Annotated in this window: 20 protein-coding genes; 13 read left to right on the forward strand and 7 right to left on the reverse strand. The window is 61.8% G+C overall.

The annotated features are described in order from the left end of the window. Nucleotides 1–3: 3 nt before the first annotated feature. Nucleotides 4–1212, reverse strand: a complete 1209-nt coding sequence (gene coaBC / locus AC07OP_RS10355) for a bifunctional phosphopantothenoylcysteine decarboxylase/phosphopantothenate--cysteine ligase CoaBC (protein WP_495100815.1) — start codon at nucleotides 1210–1212, stop codon at nucleotides 4–6. A gap of 143 nt (nucleotides 1213–1355) precedes the next feature. Between coaBC and radC the strand changes: the two genes are divergently transcribed. Beyond that, nucleotides 1356–2030, forward strand: a complete 675-nt coding sequence (gene radC / locus AC07OP_RS10360; RefSeq protein ID WP_115485479.1) for a RadC family protein — start codon at nucleotides 1356–1358, stop codon at nucleotides 2028–2030. 28 nt (nucleotides 2031–2058) lie between these two features. On the opposite strand, the gene AC07OP_RS10365 is transcribed toward radC, so the two are convergent. Continuing rightward, nucleotides 2059–3651 (reverse strand): ABC transporter substrate-binding protein, encoded by a 1593-nt coding sequence (locus AC07OP_RS10365; protein ID WP_098480718.1) that lies wholly within the window; start codon nucleotides 3649–3651, stop codon nucleotides 2059–2061. A gap of 458 nt (nucleotides 3652–4109) precedes the next feature. On the opposite strand from AC07OP_RS10365, the gene rpmB reads away from it, so the two are divergent. Together rpmB and rpmG are read left to right on the forward strand one after the other, a co-directional pair. Then, nucleotides 4110–4343 carry a 50S ribosomal protein L28 gene (gene rpmB, locus AC07OP_RS10370; RefSeq protein WP_003176907.1) on the forward strand — a complete coding sequence of 78 codons (234 nt, stop codon included), beginning with the start codon at nucleotides 4110–4112 and terminating at the stop codon, nucleotides 4341–4343. Nucleotides 4344–4354: 11 nt separating this feature from the next. Beyond that, the gene (gene rpmG / locus AC07OP_RS10375; protein ID WP_003176906.1) at nucleotides 4355–4510 is read left to right on the forward strand and encodes a 50S ribosomal protein L33; all 156 of its coding nucleotides are present in this window, start codon (nucleotides 4355–4357) and stop codon (nucleotides 4508–4510) included. A gap of 69 nt (nucleotides 4511–4579) precedes the next feature. On the opposite strand, the gene AC07OP_RS10380 is transcribed toward rpmG, so the two are convergent. Continuing rightward, entirely contained in the window at nucleotides 4580–4942 is a 363-nt protein-coding gene (locus tag AC07OP_RS10380; protein WP_027608294.1) for a cupin domain-containing protein, read from the reverse strand. A 230-nt stretch (nucleotides 4943–5172) separates the two neighbouring features. On the opposite strand from AC07OP_RS10380, the gene AC07OP_RS10385 reads away from it, so the two are divergent. Together AC07OP_RS10385 and AC07OP_RS10390 are read left to right on the forward strand one after the other, a co-directional pair. Continuing rightward, complete coding sequence (locus AC07OP_RS10385) at nucleotides 5173–6666, forward strand: aldehyde dehydrogenase (protein WP_141156302.1); 1494 nt, start codon at nucleotides 5173–5175, stop codon at nucleotides 6664–6666. Between the two features lie 147 nt (nucleotides 6667–6813). Then, nucleotides 6814–7956 carry an MFS transporter gene (locus AC07OP_RS10390; protein ID WP_495100816.1) on the forward strand — a complete coding sequence of 381 codons (1143 nt, stop codon included), beginning with the start codon at nucleotides 6814–6816 and terminating at the stop codon, nucleotides 7954–7956. Between the two features lie 12 nt (nucleotides 7957–7968). Here the strand turns inward: AC07OP_RS10390 and AC07OP_RS10395 are convergent, their stop codons facing one another. After that, nucleotides 7969–9534: a phospholipase D family protein gene (locus tag AC07OP_RS10395; RefSeq protein ID WP_495100817.1), complete on the reverse strand. Its 1566-nt coding sequence runs from the start codon at nucleotides 9532–9534 to the stop codon at nucleotides 7969–7971. A gap of 62 nt (nucleotides 9535–9596) precedes the next feature. Further along, entirely contained in the window at nucleotides 9597–11021 is a 1425-nt protein-coding gene (locus AC07OP_RS10400; protein ID WP_495100818.1) for an aminotransferase-like domain-containing protein, read from the reverse strand. A gap of 165 nt (nucleotides 11022–11186) precedes the next feature. Between AC07OP_RS10400 and AC07OP_RS10405 the strand changes: the two genes are divergently transcribed. After that, the gene (locus tag AC07OP_RS10405; RefSeq protein WP_092488214.1) at nucleotides 11187–11411 is read left to right on the forward strand and encodes a DUF1127 domain-containing protein; all 225 of its coding nucleotides are present in this window, start codon (nucleotides 11187–11189) and stop codon (nucleotides 11409–11411) included. Here AC07OP_RS10405 and AC07OP_RS10410 read toward each other — a convergent pair whose 3' ends face one another. Further along, nucleotides 11412–12704, reverse strand: coding sequence for an NAD(P)/FAD-dependent oxidoreductase (locus tag AC07OP_RS10410; protein WP_495100819.1), 1293 nt, complete (start codon nucleotides 12702–12704; stop codon nucleotides 11412–11414). It abuts the gene before it with no gap. A gap of 115 nt (nucleotides 12705–12819) precedes the next feature. On the opposite strand from AC07OP_RS10410, the gene AC07OP_RS10415 reads away from it, so the two are divergent. Then, nucleotides 12820–13173, forward strand: a complete 354-nt coding sequence (locus AC07OP_RS10415) for a YkgJ family cysteine cluster protein (protein WP_065926704.1) — start codon at nucleotides 12820–12822, stop codon at nucleotides 13171–13173. Here AC07OP_RS10415 and AC07OP_RS10420 read toward each other — a convergent pair. Then, a complete protein-coding gene (locus AC07OP_RS10420) occupies nucleotides 13170–13658 on the reverse strand; it encodes an Lrp/AsnC ligand binding domain-containing protein (RefSeq protein ID WP_003176896.1) in 489 nt (162 codons plus the stop codon). The genes AC07OP_RS10415 and AC07OP_RS10420 overlap by 4 nt on opposite strands. A gap of 156 nt (nucleotides 13659–13814) precedes the next feature. Between AC07OP_RS10420 and dadA the strand changes: the two genes are divergently transcribed. The 6 genes from dadA (at nucleotide 13815) to AC07OP_RS10450 (ending at nucleotide 19911) form a co-directional block, all read left to right on the forward strand. After that, nucleotides 13815–15116, forward strand: a complete 1302-nt coding sequence (dadA, locus tag AC07OP_RS10425) for a D-amino acid dehydrogenase (protein WP_495100820.1) — start codon at nucleotides 13815–13817, stop codon at nucleotides 15114–15116. Continuing rightward, entirely contained in the window at nucleotides 15088–15441 is a 354-nt protein-coding gene (locus AC07OP_RS10430) for a RidA family protein (protein ID WP_017135862.1), read from the forward strand. Before dadA ends, AC07OP_RS10430 begins: the two co-directional genes overlap by 29 nt. An 80-nt stretch (nucleotides 15442–15521) precedes the next feature. After that, a complete protein-coding gene (gene alr, locus AC07OP_RS10435; protein WP_495100821.1) occupies nucleotides 15522–16595 on the forward strand; it encodes an alanine racemase in 1074 nt (357 codons plus the stop codon). Between the two features lie 116 nt (nucleotides 16596–16711). Further along, the gene (locus tag AC07OP_RS10440; protein WP_003176893.1) at nucleotides 16712–17260 is read left to right on the forward strand and encodes a cupin domain-containing protein; all 549 of its coding nucleotides are present in this window, start codon (nucleotides 16712–16714) and stop codon (nucleotides 17258–17260) included. A gap of 181 nt (nucleotides 17261–17441) precedes the next feature. Then, nucleotides 17442–17852: a c-type cytochrome gene (locus tag AC07OP_RS10445; RefSeq protein WP_043293857.1), complete on the forward strand. Its 411-nt coding sequence runs from the start codon at nucleotides 17442–17444 to the stop codon at nucleotides 17850–17852. A 136-nt stretch (nucleotides 17853–17988) separates the two neighbouring features. Beyond that, the gene (locus AC07OP_RS10450; protein WP_495100822.1) at nucleotides 17989–19911 is read left to right on the forward strand and encodes an acetyl-CoA hydrolase/transferase C-terminal domain-containing protein; all 1923 of its coding nucleotides are present in this window, start codon (nucleotides 17989–17991) and stop codon (nucleotides 19909–19911) included. Nucleotides 19912–19922: the final 11 nt, after the last annotated feature.

Raw genomic sequence — 19922 nt, forward strand, 5'->3', positions numbered from 1 at the left:
AAATTAAACCTGGTTCAGCCGTTGGGCGATAAAAGAGATCAGTTGGCGGGCGATCTTGCCTTTGCTGGTCTGGGCGAAAAGAGTGGCGTGCAGCTCGCGGTCGATCACGCTGCAGGCGTTTTCCTCACTGTTGAAGCCGATGCTCGGGTTGGCGACATCATTGGCAACGATCAGGTCGAGGTTTTTGTCTTTCAGTTTGCGTGCGGCGTAGTCGAGCAGGTGCTCGGTCTCGGCGGCAAAGCCGACACTGAACGGGCGGTCTGGACGCGTGGCAATGGTGGCCAGGATGTCCGGGTTACGCACCATTTGCAGGAGCAGCCCGTCGCCGCTCGTAGGGTCTTTCTTGAGCTTTTGCGGGGCGACGACTTCCGGGCGGTAGTCTGCAACCGCTGCCGAAGCGATAAACAGGTCACAGGGAATGGCGGCCTCACAGGCGGCCAGCATGTCCCGGGCGCTGACTACGTCGATTCGCGTGAGGCGATCGGGAGTCGGCAAGTGCACCGGACCGGTGATCAGGGTAACGCGTGCGCCTGCCTCGACCGCGGCTTCCGCCAAGGCAAAGCCCATTTTTCCTGAGCTATGGTTGGTGATGTAGCGTACCGGATCGATGTTTTCCTGGGTCGGGCCTGCCGTAATCAGCACGTGCCGGCCGGTCAGGGCCAGGTGCTGGAAGCACTCGGCGGCGCACAGTGCCAGGTCGGTGGCTTCGAGCATGCGGCCCATGCCGATATCGCCGCAGGCCTGGCTGCCGGAGGCCGGGCCGAACACCTTAAGGCCACGACTTTGCAGGAGCTGGGTGTTGGCCTGGGTCGCCGGGTCGCGCCACATGGCCTGGTTCATGGCGGGGGCGATGGCGACGGTGGCGTCGGTGGCCAGTACCAGGGTGGTCAGCAGGTCATCGGCAATGCCTTGCGCCAGGCGCGCGATCAGGTCGGCGGTGGCAGGGGCGATCAGTACCAGGTCGGCCCACTTGGCCAGTTCGATATGACCCATGGCGGCTTCGGCTGCCGGGTCCAGCAGGTCCAGGTGAACCGGGTGTCCGGACAAGGCCTGCATGGTCAGCGGAGTAATGAACTCACTGCCGCCGCGGGTCATGACCACGCGCACTTCAGCGCCCTGGTCGAGAAGCCTGCGGACCAGCTCTGCGCTCTTGTAGGCGGCAATGCCGCCGCCGACGCCGAGAACGATGCGTTTCCGATACAGACGCTGCATTGGTTTGCCTTTCCAGTTCAGTGAAGCCAGTTCAGTGACGCCTGCGATGCCCCCTCCCCAGGTGAAATCGCACGCAAAAAAGAGGGCCTACGATAACACAGCGCCCGCTCCGCAACAGCGGCGCACATGCACAGGGAGGTGGAATGAGTATTCGTGATTGGCCGGCGGCAGAGCGGCCGCGAGAGAAGCTTTTGGAGTGGGGGGCGTCGAGTCTGTCCGATGCTGAATTGCTGGCGATCTTCCTGCGCACCGGCGTAACCGGCAGGAGCGCGGTGGACCTGGCGCGCCATCTGCTGGCGCAATTTGGCGGTTTGCGCCCGCTGCTGGAAGCCAGCCAGGCGGTGTTCAGCCAGCAGTTGGGCTTGGGGCCTGCGAAGTTTGCGCAGTTGCAGGCAGTACTGGAAATGTCCCGGCGCCATATGGCCGAGCGCCTGCGCAGCGATTCGGTGCTGGAAAGCCCGGTGGCCGTGCGCAATTACCTCAAGTCGCTGTTGCGCCATGAGCCCCATGAAGTTTTCGGCTGCCTGTTTCTCGATTCAAAGCATCGGGTGCTGGGGTTCGAGGCGTTGTCCGAGGGGACCATCGACACTGCCGTGGTCTACCCGCGGCAAGTGGTCAAGCGCGCCCTGGCCTATAACGCGGCAGCGTTGATTCTGTGTCACAACCATCCTTCCGGGAGCGTGGAGCCCAGCGCGGCTGATCGAAAATTGACCAAGCTGCTGCAAAAGGCCTTGGAAGTGGTGGATGTGCGGGTACTGGATCACATCATCGTGGGGGACGGTGATCCGTTGTCGATGGCGGAATATGGGTGGATGTAAGCCCGCCCCATGGGGGCGGGCATGTTTTTCAGGGCTTGACGCTGACCTTCGAGAAATCCTGGCGCCCGAACGGGCTCACCTGATAGCCCTCGACGTTCTTGCGCGCCAGGGCGAACGCCGTCGGGTGCGCCAGCGGCAACCACAGCGCCTGTTGTTGGATCTGCGCCTGGGCCTGCTGGTACAGCTTGCTGCGTACACCTTGTTCGCTGGTGGTCTTGCCGGCGCTGATCAGCTTGTCCAGCGCCGGATCGCAATAGCGGGCGAAGTTGGTGCCGGATTTAACCGCCGCACAGGAAAACTGCGGGGTCAGGAAGTTATCCGGGTCGCCGTTGTCGCCGGCCCAGCCCATGAACAGCAGGTCGTGTTCACCCGCTTTGGCGCGGCGAATCAGCTCGCCCCATTCGATCACGCGGATCTCGGCCTGGATGCCCACCTTGGCCAGGTCCGCCTGCAGCAGTTGCGCGCCGAGGTTCGGGTTAGGGTTCAGCAGGCTGCCGGTGGGGCGCGTCCAGAGGGTGGTCTTGAAGCCGTCCTTGAGGCCGGCACGGTCCAGCAAGGCCTTGGCCTTGGCGAGGTCCTGTGGATAACCCGGCAAGTCTTTGGCGTAGCTCCAGGTATTGGGCGGGTACGGGCCGTTGGCGGCTTCGGCGGTGCCTTCAAACACCGCCTTGAGATAGCTGCCCTTGTCGAAGGCCAGGTTGATGGCCTGGCGCACCTCGGGCTTGTCCAACGGTGGGTGCTGGCTGTTGATGGCCACGAATGCGGTCATGAATGCTGCGGTTTTTTCTACCTTGAGTGCGGGGTCCTTTTCGGCCTCGCCCACATCCAGGGGCTTGGGCGACAGGGCGATCTGGCATTCGTTGCGATGCAGTTTCTGCAGGCGCACGTTGGCGTCCGGGGTAATGGCGAAGATCAAGTTATCCACAGCCGGTTTGCCGGCAAAATAGTCCGGGTTGGCCTTGTAGCGCACCACGGCATCTTTCTGGAAACGGCTGAAGATGAACGGCCCGGTGCCGATCGGCTGGCTGTTGAGCTTCTCCGGCGTGCCGGCCTTGAGCAGTTTGTCGGCGTATTCCGCCGGGTAGATCGAGGCAAAGCCCATGCTCAGGGCTGCGAGGAAGGTGGAGTCGGCGTGATCGAGGGTAAAGCGCACGGTCAGCGGGTCGAGGGCATCGATCTTCTTGACCAGCGTTGGCAATTGCAGGGACTGGGCGTGGGGGAAGCCGCTCTGGGCGATCTTGTGCCACGGATTGGCCGGGTCGAGCATGCGTTCGAAGCTGAAGCGCACGTCTTCGGCGGTCAGGGTGCGGCTTGGGGTGAAATACTCGGTGCGATGGAATTTCACGTCCGGGTGCAGCTTGAAGGTATAGGTCAGGCCATCCGGCGAGACGTCCCAGCTGTCCGCCAGGCTGGGCACCAGTTTGCCGCTGGCCGCGTCGTAGTCCACCAGGCGGTTCATCAGCACATCGGCCGAGGCGTTGGTGGTGGTCAGCGAGTTGTATTGCACCACATCGAACCCTTCGGGGCTGGCCTCGGTGCAGACGCTCAAGTTGCTGGCGGCAGAGGCCAGCGGCGCGATAAATAGAGGGGCTAGCAATAGCGGTAGGGCAGCGAGGCGCATGTTCGGTTTCCTTTGCAGATCGAAGGCCCATCTGCGAGTGCAGTCTGGAAAAGCCCTACCGTAGTGGTCTGGTTGATAAATGACTAGCCCATTTTTGCCTGTGCTTTTGCCTCAAATGCTGTTTTGATGGCACCCCAGCGCGTTTCGCTGTGCGCTTTACTGCGCGCGCGAGCGCTGTAAATCATTCTGTGCGACGAGCGGTCGGCTGTTACAGCGGCCCCTCCTGGCAACGGTTCGGGCGTCTGTCGCCGAGATTTACGCCGGTAAAAATACACGGGCTGTTGTTGCACATGGGTCTTTCTGGTATAAAGCAGCGCTCTTTTCTAGGGGCCCGGTTCCTTCGCTTGTAGGTGTAGCCGGTAAGACCCTAAAGAAACGCGGCGCCTGGCGCCAAATGACTGAGAGATTAAGCGGCCAACCCATGCCGGGTTGGGCATGTGGTTTTAGAGGGCTGAGGCATGTCGAGAGTCTGTCAAGTTACCGGTAAGGGTCCGGTGACTGGGAATAACATTTCCCACGCAAATAACAAAACCCGTCGTCGTTTCCTGCCGAACCTGCAGCATCACCGCTTCTGGGTTGAAGAAGAGAAACGTTTTGTTCGCCTGCGTGTATCTGCCAAAGGCATGCGTATTATCGACAAGCGTGGCATCACTGTCGTGCTGGCCGAAATCCGCGCCGCTGGCAAGATCTAAGGAGCTCTATCATGCGTGAATTGATTCGAATGATCTCTAGCGCCGGTACTGGTCACTTCTACACTACCGACAAGAACAAGCGTACTACCCCGGACAAGCTCGAAAAGAAAATGTTCGACCCGCGCGTTCGCAAGCACGTGATCTACAAAGAAGGCAAAATCAAGTAATTGATTTTCCTCCTTGTGAAAAAGCCCGTATCTCACGATACGGGCTTTTTTTTGCCTGGCGTTTGTTGATCAGGCCTTCTGCTCGAACACCACATAGATCTTGCGGCACGGCTCCAGCACTTCCCAGGTGCCGCTGAAGCCGGCGGGGATCACGAAGCGGTCGCCGGCACGCAAGGTCTTCGCATTGCCCTCAGCGTCGCGCAATACAGAGACGCCCTGCACGATCTCGCAATACTCATGCTCGCTGTAGTTGACCTGCCACTGCCCGACCTCACCTTCCCAGACACCGGCGTTCATCTGGCCGCACGGGCTGTTGTAATGGTTGTACACCGTTTGTTCGGGATCGCCCTTGAGGATTTTTTCCGCGGCAGGGCGGTAGCGGTCTGGGGCGGTGTTGGCCTGGCTGAAGTCGACGATGTCCTGGATGCTCATGTGCGTGTCCCGTCTGGCCTGCGGTTGGAGAGCCCAAAGTCTATGTTTATTAAAATGAACATCGCAAGGGCGTTTACCGCGGTTATGTCAAATATATTGAAACATCCCCGGCCGCTGGTTTAGGGTGGCAGCTGCCTTTGAGCCGAACAGCTGGCTGGCGGGCAAGCATTCTTTGAGGCTGCCGGGGGACATCGCCTGGCCCTTGTATTCAATAAGAGGAGGACACTCGCATGACCACCCTGACCCGTGCCGACTGGGAACAACGCGCCAAGGATCTGAAGATCGAAGGCCGTGCCTACATCAATGGCGAATACACCGCTGCTGTTTCCGGCGACACCTTCGAATGCATCAGCCCGGTCGATGGCCGCCTGCTCACCAGCGTAGCCAGTTGTGACGCCGCCGACGCCCAGCGCGCCGTAGAAAATGCCCGCGCCACCTTCAATTCCGGTGTCTGGTCGCGCCTGGCGCCGGCTAAACGCAAAGCCACCATGATCCGTTTCGCCGCGCTGCTCAAGACCAATGCCGAAGAACTGGCGCTGCTCGAAACCCTGGACATGGGCAAGCCGATCAGTGACTCCCTGAACATTGACGTACCCGGCGCGGCAAATGCCCTGAGCTGGAGCGGCGAGGCAATCGACAAGATCTACGACGAAGTCGCAGCCACCCCGCACGATCAGTTGGGTCTGGTGACCCGCGAGCCGGTCGGCGTGGTGGGTGCCATCGTGCCGTGGAACTTCCCGCTGATGATGGCCTGCTGGAAACTCGGCCCGGCGCTGTCCACCGGTAACTCGGTGATCCTCAAGCCGTCCGAAAAATCCCCACTCACCGCCATCCGCATCGCGGCCCTGGCCGTTGAGGCCGGTATTCCGAAAGGCGTGTTCAACGTGCTGCCGGGCTACGGCCACACCGTCGGCAATGCGCTGGCGCTGCACATGGACGTCGACACACTGGTGTTCACCGGTTCGACCAAGATCGCCAAGCAACTGTTGATCCGCTCCGGCGAATCGAACATGAAGCGTGTATGGCTGGAAGCCGGCGGCAAGAGCCCGAACATCGTTTTTGCCGATGCTCCGAACCTGCAAGCCGCCGCCGAATCCGCTGCCAGCGCCATCGCCTTCAACCAGGGTGAAGTCTGCACTGCCGGTTCGCGCCTGCTGGTGGAACGTTCGATCAAGGACACCTTCCTGCCGCTGGTGATCGAGGCCCTCAAGGGCTGGAAGCCCGGCAACCCACTGGACCCGGCGACCAACGTCGGTGCCCTGGTGGACACCCAGCAGATGAACACCGTGCTGTCGTACATCGAAGCCGGCCACACTGACGGCGCCAAGTTGGTGGCGGGTGGCAAGCGCATCCTGGAAGAGACGGGCGGCACCTACGTCGAACCGACGATTTTCGACGGTGTAACCAACGCCATGAGAATCGCCCAGGAAGAGATCTTCGGCCCAGTGCTGTCGGTGATCACCTTTGACGGCGCCGAAGAAGCGATCAAGATCGCCAACGACACCCAATATGGCCTCGCTGCTGCGGTGTGGACATCGGATATTTCCAAGGCGCACCTCACCGCCAAGGCCCTGCGTGCCGGCAGCGTGTGGGTCAACCAATACGATGGCGGCGACATGACCGCACCGTTTGGCGGCTTCAAGCAGTCGGGTAATGGTCGCGACAAGTCGCTGCATGCGTTCGACAAGTACACCGAGCTGAAGGCGACCTGGATCAAGCTCTAAGCAACACCGCAGGCAAATGTGGGAGGGGGCTTGCCCCGATAGCAGTGTGTCAGGCACTAACAGTGCTCAATGATCCACCGCAATCGGGAGCAAGCCCCCTCCCACACTGTTTTGTGTGAACCCATGATTATCCACAGGAGCGTGGCAATGCGTTGGGCGACCTATTTCGCCGTCCTGGCCTCGGTGCTCAGTGTCGGCCTGGCCCTGGGCGTCAGCATGCCGCTGGTCTCCCTGCGCCTGGAGGGCTGGGGCTACGGCAGTTTCGCGATTGGCGTAATGGCCGCCATGCCGGCCTTCGGCGTATTGCTCGGTGCCAAGGTCTCCAGCCGCCTGGCCGCCTGGCTCGGCACCGCGAATCTCATGCGTCTGTGCCTGTGGGCGGGTGCGGTATCCATCGGTTTGCTGGCCATTCTGCCCAGCTACCCGATATGGCTGGTGCTGCGCCTGATGATCGGGGTGATCCTGACCATCGTGTTTATCCTCGGTGAAAGCTGGATCAACCAGTTGGTGGTGGAGCAGTGGCGTGGCCGGCTGGTGGCGCTGTATGGCTGCAGTTATGCCTTGAGCCAGCTCTCGGGCCCGTTGCTGCTGGGCCTGATCGGTACCGGCCATGACTATGGTTTCTGGGTCGGCTTTGGCCTGCTGGTGGTGGCTCCGCTGGCATTGCTGGGTCGCTCTGGTGCGCCCAGTGCCGAATCGTTCAGCGTGACCTTCGCGGACCTGTGGCGCTTCTGCCTGAGCCTGCCGGCGATTGCCTGGGCGGTGGCGCTGTTCGCCGCGTTTGAGGCGATGATCCTGACGCTGCTGCCGGTGTATTGCCTGCAACAGGGCTTCACTGCCGAAATTGCCCTGGCGATGGTCAGCACGGTGGTGGTCGGTGACGCGCTGCTGCAACTGCCCATCGGTGCGCTGGCGGATTATCTGCCACGACGCACGCTATTTTTGAGTTGCGCGCTGCTGTTGCTGGCATCGAGCCTGGCGGTTCCGTTGCTGATGCACACGCTGCTGATCTGGCCAATATGGGTGCTGTTCGGCGCCAGTGCCGGCGGGTTGTTCACGTTGTCGCTGATCCTGATCGGCGAGCGTTATCGTGACGATGCGCTGGTGCGTGCCAATGCCCACATCGCGCAGTTGTGGGGCATCGGTTGCCTGATCGGCCCGCTGGTAGCCGGCGCCGGCAGCCAATGGATCAGCGGGCACGCGCTGCCGTTGCTGATGGCGGCCGGGGCCTTGGGTTTGGTGGTGCTGTTGCTGCGCCAAGGCGCGTTTGGTGCTGCTCAGCCCGCTTGATCCTCGCTGTTCCTAGAGCATGCGCTCCAGGCCGACCGAGGTGGCGAACCAGGCATTGAACCGTCGCCACCAACTGCCCGGCTCGCGGGTCAGGGTGTGCAGTTGGCCGTTGTCCTCGGTCACCCATACCACGTTGCCGTCCTGCAGTTTCGCCTCGTAGCTCAGGGCCGGCGCCATGCCTTGCAGGGCGAGATTGCGCACGTGTTCCGCCAGCTCGGGGCTGTCCACCAGCACGCCGACCTCGGTGTTCCACAGCACGGAGCGCGGGTCGAAATTGAAGGAACCGACAAACGATTTTTGCCGATCAAAGATCATCGCCTTGCTGTGCAGGCTCGAGTCCGAGCCGCGGAACGTGCCTCGACGAAACAGGTGCGGGCCGCTGCCGCCGCCGTCACCCGGTTGGCGGCGCAGCTCGTAGAGTTTTACCCCATGCTCCAGCAGCGCCTTGCGGTACGGTGCATAGCCGCCATGTACGGCAGGCACGTCGGTGGCTTCGAGGGAGTTGGTCAACAAGCTCACCGATACGCCCGCGTCGGCGCGCCCCGTCAGGTACACCAGCCCGGGCTGTCCCGGCACGAAGTACGCCGAGATCATCATCAGTTCATGGTTGACGCCTTCCAGCTCCGGGGCCAGTTGCGTGGTCAGCAGCAGGTGCGGGTCCGGGTCGGCCTTGGACAGCACCTTGCTGGGTGCGTCCCACAGCGCCTGGTTCCAGGCCCAGATCAGTTCGCGGCGCCAGATGTCCATGCGCGGCTGGGTCTGATAGGTGCGCAGGCGCGCATACAGCGCGTGCTTCTGCTGGCGCGACTCGGCCAGCGACGCCTCCAGGCCCAGGCGCGCGGCGGCCAGGTCACCTTTGGAGGGCGTATTGGAGACAAAATCATCAATGGGTTTGCTCAGGGCGCTGTTCCAGTACTGATCGAAACTGTGCCCGAGTTGCTCGGCCACCGGCCCGACGCTGAGCATGTCGATATCGGTGAAGTTCAGGTTGGGCTCGGCGTCGAAATACTCATCCCCCAGGTTGCGCCCACCGACGATGGCCACGCTGTTGTCCGCCAGCCACAGCTTGTTGTGCATGCGCCGGTGTTGCAGCGACAGGTTGAACAGGCGGCCCATGGCGCGCGTCACACCGGTGCTGCGTCCCAGGTGCAGGGGGTTGAACAGGCGAATCTCGATCTTGGGGTGGGCGGCGAGGGTGGCGATGATCTGGTCGAGGCCGTCGCTGGTGGTGTCATCCAGCAGGATGCGCACGCGCACGCCACGGTCGGCGGCCTTGAGCAGTTCATCCACCAGCATCCGCGTGCTGATGCCGTCGTGGACGATGTAGTACTGCAGGTCAAGGCTGGTCTGGGCATTGCGGATCAGCTCGGCGCGGGCCATGAAGGCTTCACTGCTGTTGGGCAGCAGGCGAAAACCTGAGCGGCCCTGGTAGGGCGCGGCCTGGGCCTGGATCGAGCGGCCGAACGACGACTGGGCGGCCGGCAGGGCGTCGCTGGGTATGCGCGGGGTACTCACCGTGGCGCAGCCGCTCAGGACCAGGGCTCCCAGCAGGAAAAACGGTAAAAGCCGTCGAATCATCAAGGGAGTCGTGTCCAGGTCAGGGCGGTTGTCGACATATGACGGCGATTTCTCGCGAAAGGTCAGTCCACCGTTTCGGCCAGCATCTTGATCGCGGCAGCGCCGACTTTGCGCACGGCCTCTTCAATCTGGGCGGTGGGCTTGGCAGCGTAGTTCATGCGCAGGCAGTTACGGTACTTGCCCGACGCGGAAAAGATGCTTCCCACAGCCACCTGTACGCCTTGTTCAACCAGTGCGCGGTTGAGCTTGAGGGTGTCGAAACCTTCCGGCAGTTCTACCCACAGCATGAAACTGCCCTGTGGGCGGCTGGCGCGGGTGCCGGCCGGGAAGTAGCGGCTGACCCAGTCGAGCATCAGGTCGCGATTACGCTGGTATTGCGTGCGCATTCGTCGCAAATGCGGTTCGAAATGACCCCCTTTGAGAAACTCGGCAATTGCGATCTGCGGCTGCGTGGCGGTGGAGCCGGTGCTGATGTACTTCATGTGCAGTACCCGCTCCAGGTACCGGCCCGGAGCCACCCAGCCAATGCGCAGGCCTGGCGCCAGGGTCTTGGAGAACGAACTGCACAGCAGCACACGACCGTCTTCGTCGAAGGATTTGATGGTGCGCGGGCGTGGGTAGCTGTAGGCCAGTTCGCCATACACATCGTCCTCGATGATCGCGACGTCAAAGCGCTGGGCCAGGGTCAGCAATGCGCGTTTGCGCGCTTCCGGCATGATGTAGCCCAGCGGGTTATTGCAGTTGGGGGTCAGCTGGATGACCTTGATCGGCCACTGTTCCAGTGCCAGTTCCAGGGCTTCGAGGCTGATGCCGGTGATCGGGTCGGTGGGGATTTCCAGGGCTTTCATGCCCAGGCCCTTGAGGGTCTGCATGGCCCCGTGGAAGCTGGGCGAGTCCACCGCGACGATATCGCCCGGCTCGCAGATGGCGTGGATGCTGGCGGACAGCGCCTCGTGGCAGCCGGTGGTAATCACGATGTCCTCGGCCGTCAGTTGGCAGCCGGAATCCAATGACAGCCGGGCGATTTGCTCGCGCAGTTCCATACAGCCGAGAATATTGTCGTAATACAGCCCCGGCAGATCCTGGCGCCGGCTGACGCGGGCCAGGCTGCGCAGCAGGGGTTTGAGGGTGGGTGACAATACATCCGGCATGCCGCGGCCCATCTGTATGACGTCTTTTCGCGGGACTGCGCGAATCAATTCCAGCACCTGGTCCCACTGCGATATTTCCACCGGACGCTGGGCCGGGCGGCCGACCTCCGGCAGTGCCGGCAACTCCCGACCTACCGGTACAAAGTAGCCGGACTTGGGCTTGGGCATCGCCAGGCCGTTGTCTTCCAGCAATCGATACGCCTGCTGCACGGTGCTCAGGCTGACCCCGTGCTCCACGCTCAAGGCGCGTACGGACGGCAGTCGATCGCCAGGGCGATAGAACCCCTGTTCGATACGCGTGCCCAGCAATTCGGCGAGGTTGACGTAAAGCGTCATGGCGGTCGCTCCAGGTGACCAGTACAGATAAGGGGAAAATACAGGATTCAGCCGCGCACGGGCAGTATCTGTATGGATTTAATAAAGGTTGGTTGAATCTGTAATGGTTTTGCCTGCTCGCTCATTCTAGCCACTCATGGCAACAGGCAAATGAGGGGCAGCAAAATGAACGGCATGAGTGATGTGCGGCTGACGTTACACAGTCAGGAATTGCAGGCTGGGCAAGAGCGGGCGACGTCGCCGCGCGAGATCAGCCGCTGGAGCCTGTTCTGGCACCGCCGCCATACACGCAAGGCCTTGCTGCACTTGACCGGCGAGCAATTGCGCGACGTGGGGTTGAGCGCAGAGCAGGCACGCCAGGAAGGCTTGAAACCCTTTTGGCGCGATTGATCAGACCAGCTCTTTGAGGCGGTGCCAGAGCATTCCCAAGGCCAGCAGCGGCGAGCGCAGGTGCTTGCCGCCGGGGAAGGTGATATGCGGCACCTGGGCGAACAGGTCGAAACGTCCCTGCTGCTGGCCACTGATGGCTTCGGCCAGCAGCTTGCCCGCCAGGTGCGTGGCGTTGAGGCCGTGGCCTGCGTAGGCCTGGGCGTAATACACATTGGGCTGGTCCGCCAGGCGGCCGATCTGCGGCAGGCGGTTGGCGCCGATGCCGATCATGCCGCCCCATTGGTAATCGATCTTCACGTCGGCCAGCTGTGGGAACACCTGCAGCATCTTTGGCCGCATGTAGGCACCGATGTCCTTGGGGTCGCGTCCGGAGTAGTGGCAGGCGCCGCCGAATAACAGGCGACGGTCGGCGGACAGCCGGAAGTAATCCACCGTCACGCGCTGGTCACACACGGCCATGTTCTGCGGTAGCAGGTTGGCGGCTTGCGCCTGGCTCAAGGGCTCGGTGGCGATGATGTAGCTGCCGGCGGGCAGCACCTTGCCGCTCAACTGCGGATTCAGTCCATTGAGGTAGGCATTGCAAGCCAGTACCAGGGTCTTGGCGCGCACAGTGCCTTGGGCGGTGTGCACCTTGACCTCGGGGCCGTAGTCGATGCGCGTCACTTGCGACTGTTCGAACAACTTCACACCCCATTGCTGCGCGGCGGCGGCTTCGCCGAGAGCCAGGTTCAATGGATGCAGGTGGCCGGAACCCATGTCGATCATGCCGCCCACATAGCGGTCGGAGCCGATGACGCTGCCCATGTCGCTCGCTTGCAGCAGGCGCACTTCGTGGCGATAGTCCAGGCTGCGCAGTTCTTCGGCGTCTTCGGCAAGGCCTTGCAGGTCGCGAGGCTTGTTGGCCAGGTCGCAGTAGCCCCAGGTCAGGTCGCAGGGGATCTGGTAGCGTTCGACACGTTCACGCACGATCTCCACGGCTTCCAGGCCCATCAGCTTCATCTGGCGCACGCCATCGGTGCCGATCACGTTGGTGAACTGCTCCAGGCCGTGACCGACGCCGCGAATCAACTGGCCGCCATTGCGCCCGCTGGCACCCCAGGCGATCTTGCGCGCCTCCAGCAGCACCACGCTGAAGCCGCGCTCAGCCAGCTCCAGGGCCGTGTTGAGGCCGGAGAAACCGCCGCCGATCACGCACACGTCCGCGCCTACTTCGCCCGTCAACGCCGGGTAATCGGGTTGCGGCACGCTGCTGGCGGCGTAGTAGGAAGCGGTGTGCCGGGCGCTGGCAGTCATGGGGAGCATCCCTGTTTGGAAAATTTGACGCAGGATACAGCGGTCGGACGAAGCTGTCTGCGCAGGGCGTTTTGCTTCAGAATCCACCTCTATTCGCCGTTCGGTACCTGTTTCGATGAGTTGCAACAGTCAGAAAATCAGCGCGCTGCGCCGTCAGATTCCTTCGTTCGAGTGCGTCCCCGGCTGCCACGACTGCTGTGGGCCGGTCACCACTTCGCCCGAGGAAATGTCGCGCCTGCCACGCAAGACCGCTGCCGAGCAGGACGCCGCGATGGACGAGCTGAACTGTGTGCACCTGGGCCCCCACGGCTGCACCGTGTATGACGAGCGGCCGCTGATCTGTCGGCTGTTCGGCACCACGAAGACCTTGCCATGCCCCAATGGGCGGGGGCCCGTAGAGCTGATTCATCCACGGGTGGAAAAGCAGATCCATGAATACATGGCGAGCACTCGGCAGGTGCTGGTTTAATCGGGAATAGGCAGGTTGAGGCTCTCCTTGACCTCTTCCATCACGATATAGCTCTTCGATTCCCGCACATGGGGCAACTTGAGCAGGATGTCGCCGAGCAATTTGCGGTACGAGGCCATCTCGGAAATCCGCGCTTTCACCAGGTAGTCGAAGTCGCCCGAGACCAGGTGGCACTCCAGCACATGGGGCAGTTTCAGCACGGCGCGGCGGAACTCTTCAAAGGTGTCGCCGGATTTGTAATCGAGGCTGATCTCGACAAATACCAGCAAACTTCCCTTCAAATGCTGGGGATTGAGCCGCGCGTTGTAACCCATGATGATCCCCTCGCGCTCCAGCCGTCGCACCCGCTCGGTACACGGCGTGGTGGAGAGCCCGACCTTTTCCCCCAGCTCTGTGAACGAAATTCGCCCGTCGGTTTGCAGGATGCGCAGGATGTTGCGGTCGATCTTGTCCAGCTCCCGCTTGGTCTGGGTGTTGGTACGCATAGGGGATACGCCTCTGTGAAAAGGGTTTTTGCCGAGAATTGTCGCCAAATATAGGCATTTATATAGTGAAATGCACTGGCGATTGCTTTTTATACTGCGCCCATCATTGCTCGAATAACACACGTCAGCGGCCAAGCCCGCGATGAGGGTATAAAAATGCGCGTTCTGGTCTTGGGTAGCGGCGTCATTGGTGTGACCAGTGCCTACTATTTGGCGCGGGCCGGCTTTGAAGTGGTTGTGGTCGACCGTCAGCCGGCTGCTGCCATGGAAACCAGTTTCGCCAACGCCGGCCAGGTGTCCCCTGGCTACGCTTCGCCATGGGCCGCGCCGGGCGTGCCGCTCAAGGCCATCAAGTGGTTGCTGCAACGCCACGCGCCGTTGGCGATCAAGGCCACGGCGGATATTGACCAATACCTGTGGATGGCGCAGATGCTGCGCAACTGCACCGCCAGCCGTTATGCGGTGAACAAGGAGCGCATGGTGCGCCTGTCCGAGTACAGCCGTGACTGCCTTGATGAGCTGCGTGCTGAAACCGGCATCGCCTACGAAGGCCGCAGCCTCGGGACTACCCAGTTGTTCCGTACCCAGGCCCAGTTGGATGGCGCCGCCAAAGACATCGCCGTGTTGAAAGAGTCCGGCGTGCCGTTCGAACTGCTCGACCGCGCCGGTATCGCCCGTGTTGAGCCAGCCCTGGCCAGCGTCACCGATATCCTCGCCGGTGCCCTGCGCCTGCCTAACGACCAGACCGGCGACTGCCAGATGTTCACCACCCGCCTGGCCGACATGTGCAAGCAGTTGGGTGTGGAGTTTCGCTTCGAACAGGACATCCAGCGCCTCGACTACGCCGGCGACCGCATCAACGGCGTGTGGATCGACGGCAAGCTGGAAACCGCCGACCGCTACGTGCTGGCCCTCGGCAGCTACTCGCCGAAGCTGCTCAAGCCGCTGGGGATCAAGGCGCCGGTGTACCCGCTCAAGGGCTACTCGCTGACCGTGCCGATTACCAACCCGGCGATGGCGCCGACGTCGACCATTCTCGACGAGACCTACAAGGTCGCCATCACCCGCTTCGACAACCGCATCCGCGTCGGCGGCATGGCTGAAATAGCCGGTTTTGACCTGTCGCTCAACCCGCGTCGGCGTGAAACCCTGGAGATGATCGTCAACGACCTTTATCCTCAGGGCGGCGATCTGGCCGAAGCCACGTTCTGGACCGGCTTGCGCCCGACCACACCCGACGGCACGCCGATTGTCGGTGCCACGCCGTTCAAGAACCTGTTCCTCAACACCGGCCATGGCACCCTCGGTTGGACCATGGCGTGCGGCTCCGGTCGCCTGTTGGCCGACCTGATGGCGAAGAAAACGCCGCAGATCAGCGCCGAAGGCCTCGATATTTCCCGTTATGGCAACCACCAGGAGTCCTCAAAACATGTCAATCCAGCGCCAGCTCACCAATGAGCGCATGAGCCAGATCGTCGTTCACAGCGGTACCGTGTATCTGGCCGGGCAAGTCGGTGACGACATGAACGCCGGGATCGAACAGCAGACCCGTGAAACCCTGGCCAATATCGAACGTTTGCTGGACCTGGCCGGTACCGACAAAACCAAGCTGCTGTCGGTGACGATCTACCTGAAGGACATCGACGCCGATTTCGCCGGTATGAACGCGGTGTGGGACAAGTGGCTGCCCAAAGGCGTCGCCCCGGCCCGCGCCACGGTTGAGGCCAAGCTGTGCGAACCGGAAATCCTGGTAGAGCTGTCCGTCGTGGCCGCGCTGCCTTAAACAACGATCCCTCTCCCGGTGCTGACGCTGTTGGTCGGCGCCGGTTTTTTCTCCACTTTGCCGCCTAGAAGCCTGCCGCCATGCGTCCTGCCCGTGCCCTGATCGACCTCCAAGCCCTGCGCCACAACTACCAACTGGCCCGTGAAGTCACGGGGGCCAAGGCCCTCGCCGTGGTCAAGGCCGACGCCTACGGCCATGGTGCCGTACGCGTTGCCCAGGCGCTGGAAGCCGAGGCCGACGGGTTTGCCGTGGCGTGCATCGAGGAGGCGCTGGAGTTGCGCGCCGCTGGTATTCGCGCGCCAGTGCTGCTGCTGGAAGGTTTTTTCGAAGCTGACGAGCTGCCGCTGATCGTCGAGCATGATTTCTGGTGCGTGGTGCATTCGCTGTGGCAACTGGAGGCCATCGAACAGGCCCGGTTGAGCGCTCCGCTGACCATCTGGCTCAAGCTCGATTCGGGGATGCACCGCGTTGGCCTGCATCCCAAGGATTACCACGTGGCTTACCAGCGCCTGCTGGCCAGCGGCAAAGTCGCGAAGATTGTGTTGATGAGCCATTTTGCCCGCGCCGATGAACTCGATTGCGTCAGCAGCAACGAGCAAGTGGCGGTGTTCGATGCGGCGCGCCAGGGCCTGGTGGCTGAGGTCAGCCTGCGCAACTCGCCGTCGGTGCTGGGCTGGCCGAGCGTATCCAGCGACTGGGTACGCCCGGGCATCATGCTGTATGGCGCCACACCGTTTGGTGAGGACCAGGCCTTGGCCGCGCGTTTGCAGCCGGTGATGACCCTGGAGTCGAAAGTGATCTGTGTGCGTGAACTGCCAGCCGGCGAGCCGGTAGGCTACGGCGCCCGGTTCATCACGCCCAAACCGATGCGTATCGGCGTGGTTGCCATGGGCTATGCCGACGGCTACCCGCGCCATGCGCCCACCGGCACGCCGGTGCTGGTGGCGGGGCAGCGCAGCCAATTGCTGGGTCGCGTGTCCATGGACATGCTGTGCATCGACCTGACGGACGTCCCCGAAGCGGGTCTTGGTTCCACGGTGGAGCTGTGGGGCAAAAATATCCTCGCCAGTGACGTCGCCGCCGCCGCCGAGACCATCCCGTACCAGATCTTCTGCAACCTGCGTCGTGTGCCAAGGCTCTATTCCGGCGCTTGAGCGACAGAGACGAACACAGCTCCCTGGGATTTAGGCCCAAGTGTTGTAAATACTGAACGCTGTCGCCATGATAACGCTCAATTACAACAACGCCTGAATCCTAGGAGGCTCCCGCATTGGACGTCGGCGAACGACTGCAATCCATCCGTAAGCTGAAGGGTCTTTCCCAGCGTGAGCTCGCCAAGCGCGCGGGTGTCACCAACAGCACCATTTCGATGATCGAAAAAAACAGCGTCAGCCCCTCGATCAGTTCCTTGCGCAAGGTGCTGGGCGGCATCCCCATGTCCATGGTCGAGTTCTTTTCCGAGGAGATCCTCCAGGAAATACCGACGCAGATCGTCTATAAAGCCAATGAGCTGATCGACATCTCCGACGGCGCCGTCACCATGAAGCTGGTGGGCCGTGCGCACCCGAGCCGGGCAATTGCGTTTCTCAATGAAATCTACCCGCCTGGCGCCGATACAGGCGAAGAAATGCTCACCCACGAGGGCGAGGAAACCGGGATTCTGGTGGAAGGCCGTTTGGAGTTGGTGGTTGGTCTTGAAACTTTTGTGCTCGAAGCCGGCGATAGCTACTACTTTGAAAGCACCAAGCCCCATCGTTTCCGTAATCCGTTCGATGTGCCGGCGCGACTAATCAGCGCAGCCACACCCGCGAATTTTTAACAAAAGAGGCGTCCTGCCAGCGTTGCAGAGGCTCCCGAGCAGCATTCCGCGAGACTGAATCTCCCTTTGTTTAATAGGGTTGTTTCGGCCGGACGGGCTAACCGTTATACTTTCGCCGCCTGCGAAACCGTGGCCGCAGGCGTGAATAGCCACCATTGAGGGTGAACGCGTGAATCTAATTATGAAAATGCTGGCTGCACCAGCAACCGTACTGGCCCTATGGGCTGTCAGCGCTCAAGCTGCGACCAATGATGACATTGCCAAGCGCCTGGAGCCGGTCGGCCAAGTCTGCGTCCAGGGCCAGGAGTGCAAGGGCATGGAAGTGGCGGTAGCTGCGGGCGGGGGCGCTGCGAAGACGCCCGACGACATCATCGCCAAGCACTGCAACGCATGCCACGGTACCGGGCTGCTGGGCGCGCCGAAAATCGGCGACACCGCTGCCTGGAAAGAACGCGCCGACCACCAGGGCGGCCTTGATGGCATCCTGGCCAAGGCCATCACCGGTATCAACGCCATGCCGCCAAAAGGCACCTGTGCGGATTGCTCGGATGATGACCTGAAGGGCGCGATCAAGAAGATGTCCGGCCTGTAACCGCCGATCTTCGTCAAAAATGCCGCTTACGAGCGGCTTTTTTGTGGGTGTGATGTGTGTTTCGAGGCTGTTCTTTGCAGCAAAGCCCCGCCATTCTCTGTCCAACCCCTAATCATGGAATGTTCAGGAGGGTCGGATGGTGCAGTTGTGTTCAATCGAGCAAGCAGTTGACGACGTACTCGCGCGGCTACCGGCGCATATCCACATGGGCATGCCCCTGGGGCTGGGCAAGCCCAACCTGTTTGCCAATGCACTGTACCGGCGTATCGCCAAGCTGCCGGAGCGGGCGCTGACGATTTACACCGCGCTGAGCCTGGGCCGCCCGACCTTGGGCGATGGCTTGCAGAAGCGCTTTCTCGAACCCTTTATCGAGCGGGTGTTTGGTGATTACCCAGAGTTGGAGTTTCTCGCCGCACTGCACTCAGACGGCCTGCCGAAGAATATCCATGTGCAGCAGTTCTTCATGCAGCCCGGCAGCCTGCTTCATAGCACTTCGGCCCAGCAGGACTATGTCAGCAGCAACTACAGCCATGCCGCCCGCGACATCAACGCCGCCGGCCTGAACCTGGTGGCGCAGTTGGTCGCGAGCAGCGCCGAACACCCGGATCGCCTGAGCCTGAGCTGCAACCCCGACATCACCCTCGACCTGCTGCCGATGATCGCCAAGCGTCGTGAAGCGGGGGAAGCCGTCTTGATCGTTGGCCAGGTTCACACCGAGTTGCCGTACATGCCGGGCGATTCCGAGTTGGGCATGGACGCGTTCGACTACCTGATCGATGCAAAGGACAGCACCACACTGTTCTCCACACCGAACATGCCGGTGGGGTTCCAGGACCATTTCATCGGCTTGCATGCCAGCACCCTGGTACGCGACGGGGGCACCTTGCAGATCGGCATCGGCTCTATGGGCGATGCGCTGACCGCCGCGTTGCTGGCGCGCCAGGCGGACAACGAAGCCTATCGACTGCTGCTGACGGACATCGATGTATACCAGTGGGCCCCGCTGATCAGCCGTGAAGGCGGTGTCGATCCTTTCGCCCGTGGCCTTTACGGTTGCAGCGAAATGTTCGTCAACGGCCTGCTGGTGCTGGCGGATGCGGGGATTATCCGGCGCAAGGTCTACCCGGATGTGGCCACCCAGGAACAAGCCAACGCCGGTTTGCTGGACGATGCGGCACAACCCGATGGCGTTTCGATCCACGGCGGGTTCTTCCTCGGGCCGCGCAGTTTTTACCAGCGTTTGCAGGAGATGACCCACGCCAAGCGCCTGGAATTCAACATGACCCGCATCAGCTACATCAACGAGCTGTACGGCCAGGAAGAACTCAAGCGCCTGCAGCGCCAGGAGGCACGGTTTATCAACAGTGCGATCACGGTAACGTTGCTGGGCGCAGGCGTGGCCGACCAGTTGGAGGACGGTCGCGTGCTCAGCGGCGTAGGCGGGCAATACAACTTTGTGGCTCAGGGGCATGCGCTGGAGGGCGCGCGCTCGATCCTGATCCTGCGCAGCTGGCGTGAGTCGGCGGGGGAGGTCAGTTCCAATATCGTCTGGGAGTATGGGCATTGCACCATTCCCCGCCACCTGAGGGACATCGTCATCACGGAGTACGGTATTGCCGACCTGCGTGGGCAGACGGATGCCAAGGTGATCGAGACGTTGCTCAACATCACCGACTCACGCTTCCAGGCCGACTTGATCGAGCAGGCGCAAAAGGCCGGCAAGTTGCCCAAGGATTTCCAGCTCGATCCGCGCTTTGGCGACAACACGCCGGAGCGGCTTCAAGGTATCCAGGCGCGGCATCGGCGTTTGTTCCCGGAATATCCGCTGGGCAGCGACTTCACGGATGAAGAGCGAGACCTGTTGCGCGCCTTGAACTGGCTCAAGAGCAAATTCAAGCTGACGGAGATTCTGGAGTTGGGCAAGGCGGCGCTGGATGCACCGGAGCCCCAGGCGTTTCCCGAGCATCTGAAGCGGATGGGGTTGGATTCGCCGGAGGGGTTGAAGGAGGATCTCTATCAGCGCCTATTGCTCGCTGGCTTACAAGCAACCGCACACTAAAACCAACACAG

The sequence above is a fragment of the Pseudomonas sp. GW821-FHT09D08 genome (genome assembly GCF_059416305.1).

Bases quoted from the DNA above. Each gene is read 5' to 3' on its own strand.
- coaBC (WP_495100815.1), bottom strand. From the start codon at position 1,212: ATGCAGCGTCTGTATCGGAAACGCATCGTTCTCGGCGTCGGCGGCGGC.
- radC (WP_115485479.1), top strand. From the start codon at position 1,356: ATGAGTATTCGTGATTGGCCGGCGGCAGAGCGGCCGCGAGAGAAGCTT.
- AC07OP_RS10365 (WP_098480718.1), bottom strand. From the start codon at position 3,651: ATGCGCCTCGCTGCCCTACCGCTATTGCTAGCCCCTCTATTTATCGCG.
- rpmB (WP_003176907.1), top strand. From the start codon at position 4,110: ATGTCGAGAGTCTGTCAAGTTACCGGTAAGGGTCCGGTGACTGGGAAT.
- rpmG (WP_003176906.1), top strand. From the start codon at position 4,355: ATGCGTGAATTGATTCGAATGATCTCTAGCGCCGGTACTGGTCACTTC.
- AC07OP_RS10380 (WP_027608294.1), bottom strand. From the start codon at position 4,942: ATGAGCATCCAGGACATCGTCGACTTCAGCCAGGCCAACACCGCCCCA.
- AC07OP_RS10385 (WP_141156302.1), top strand. From the start codon at position 5,173: ATGACCACCCTGACCCGTGCCGACTGGGAACAACGCGCCAAGGATCTG.
- AC07OP_RS10390 (WP_495100816.1), top strand. From the start codon at position 6,814: ATGCGTTGGGCGACCTATTTCGCCGTCCTGGCCTCGGTGCTCAGTGTC.
- AC07OP_RS10395 (WP_495100817.1), bottom strand. From the start codon at position 9,534: ATGATTCGACGGCTTTTACCGTTTTTCCTGCTGGGAGCCCTGGTCCTG.
- AC07OP_RS10400 (WP_495100818.1), bottom strand. From the start codon at position 11,021: ATGACGCTTTACGTCAACCTCGCCGAATTGCTGGGCACGCGTATCGAA.
- AC07OP_RS10405 (WP_092488214.1), top strand. From the start codon at position 11,187: ATGAACGGCATGAGTGATGTGCGGCTGACGTTACACAGTCAGGAATTG.
- AC07OP_RS10410 (WP_495100819.1), bottom strand. From the start codon at position 12,704: ATGACTGCCAGCGCCCGGCACACCGCTTCCTACTACGCCGCCAGCAGC.
- AC07OP_RS10415 (WP_065926704.1), top strand. From the start codon at position 12,820: ATGAGTTGCAACAGTCAGAAAATCAGCGCGCTGCGCCGTCAGATTCCT.
- AC07OP_RS10420 (WP_003176896.1), bottom strand. From the start codon at position 13,658: ATGCGTACCAACACCCAGACCAAGCGGGAGCTGGACAAGATCGACCGC.
- dadA (WP_495100820.1), top strand. From the start codon at position 13,815: ATGCGCGTTCTGGTCTTGGGTAGCGGCGTCATTGGTGTGACCAGTGCC.
- AC07OP_RS10430 (WP_017135862.1), top strand. From the start codon at position 15,088: ATGTCAATCCAGCGCCAGCTCACCAATGAGCGCATGAGCCAGATCGTC.
- alr (WP_495100821.1), top strand. From the start codon at position 15,522: ATGCGTCCTGCCCGTGCCCTGATCGACCTCCAAGCCCTGCGCCACAAC.
- AC07OP_RS10445 (WP_043293857.1), top strand. From the start codon at position 17,442: ATGAAAATGCTGGCTGCACCAGCAACCGTACTGGCCCTATGGGCTGTC.
- AC07OP_RS10450 (WP_495100822.1), top strand. From the start codon at position 17,989: ATGGTGCAGTTGTGTTCAATCGAGCAAGCAGTTGACGACGTACTCGCG.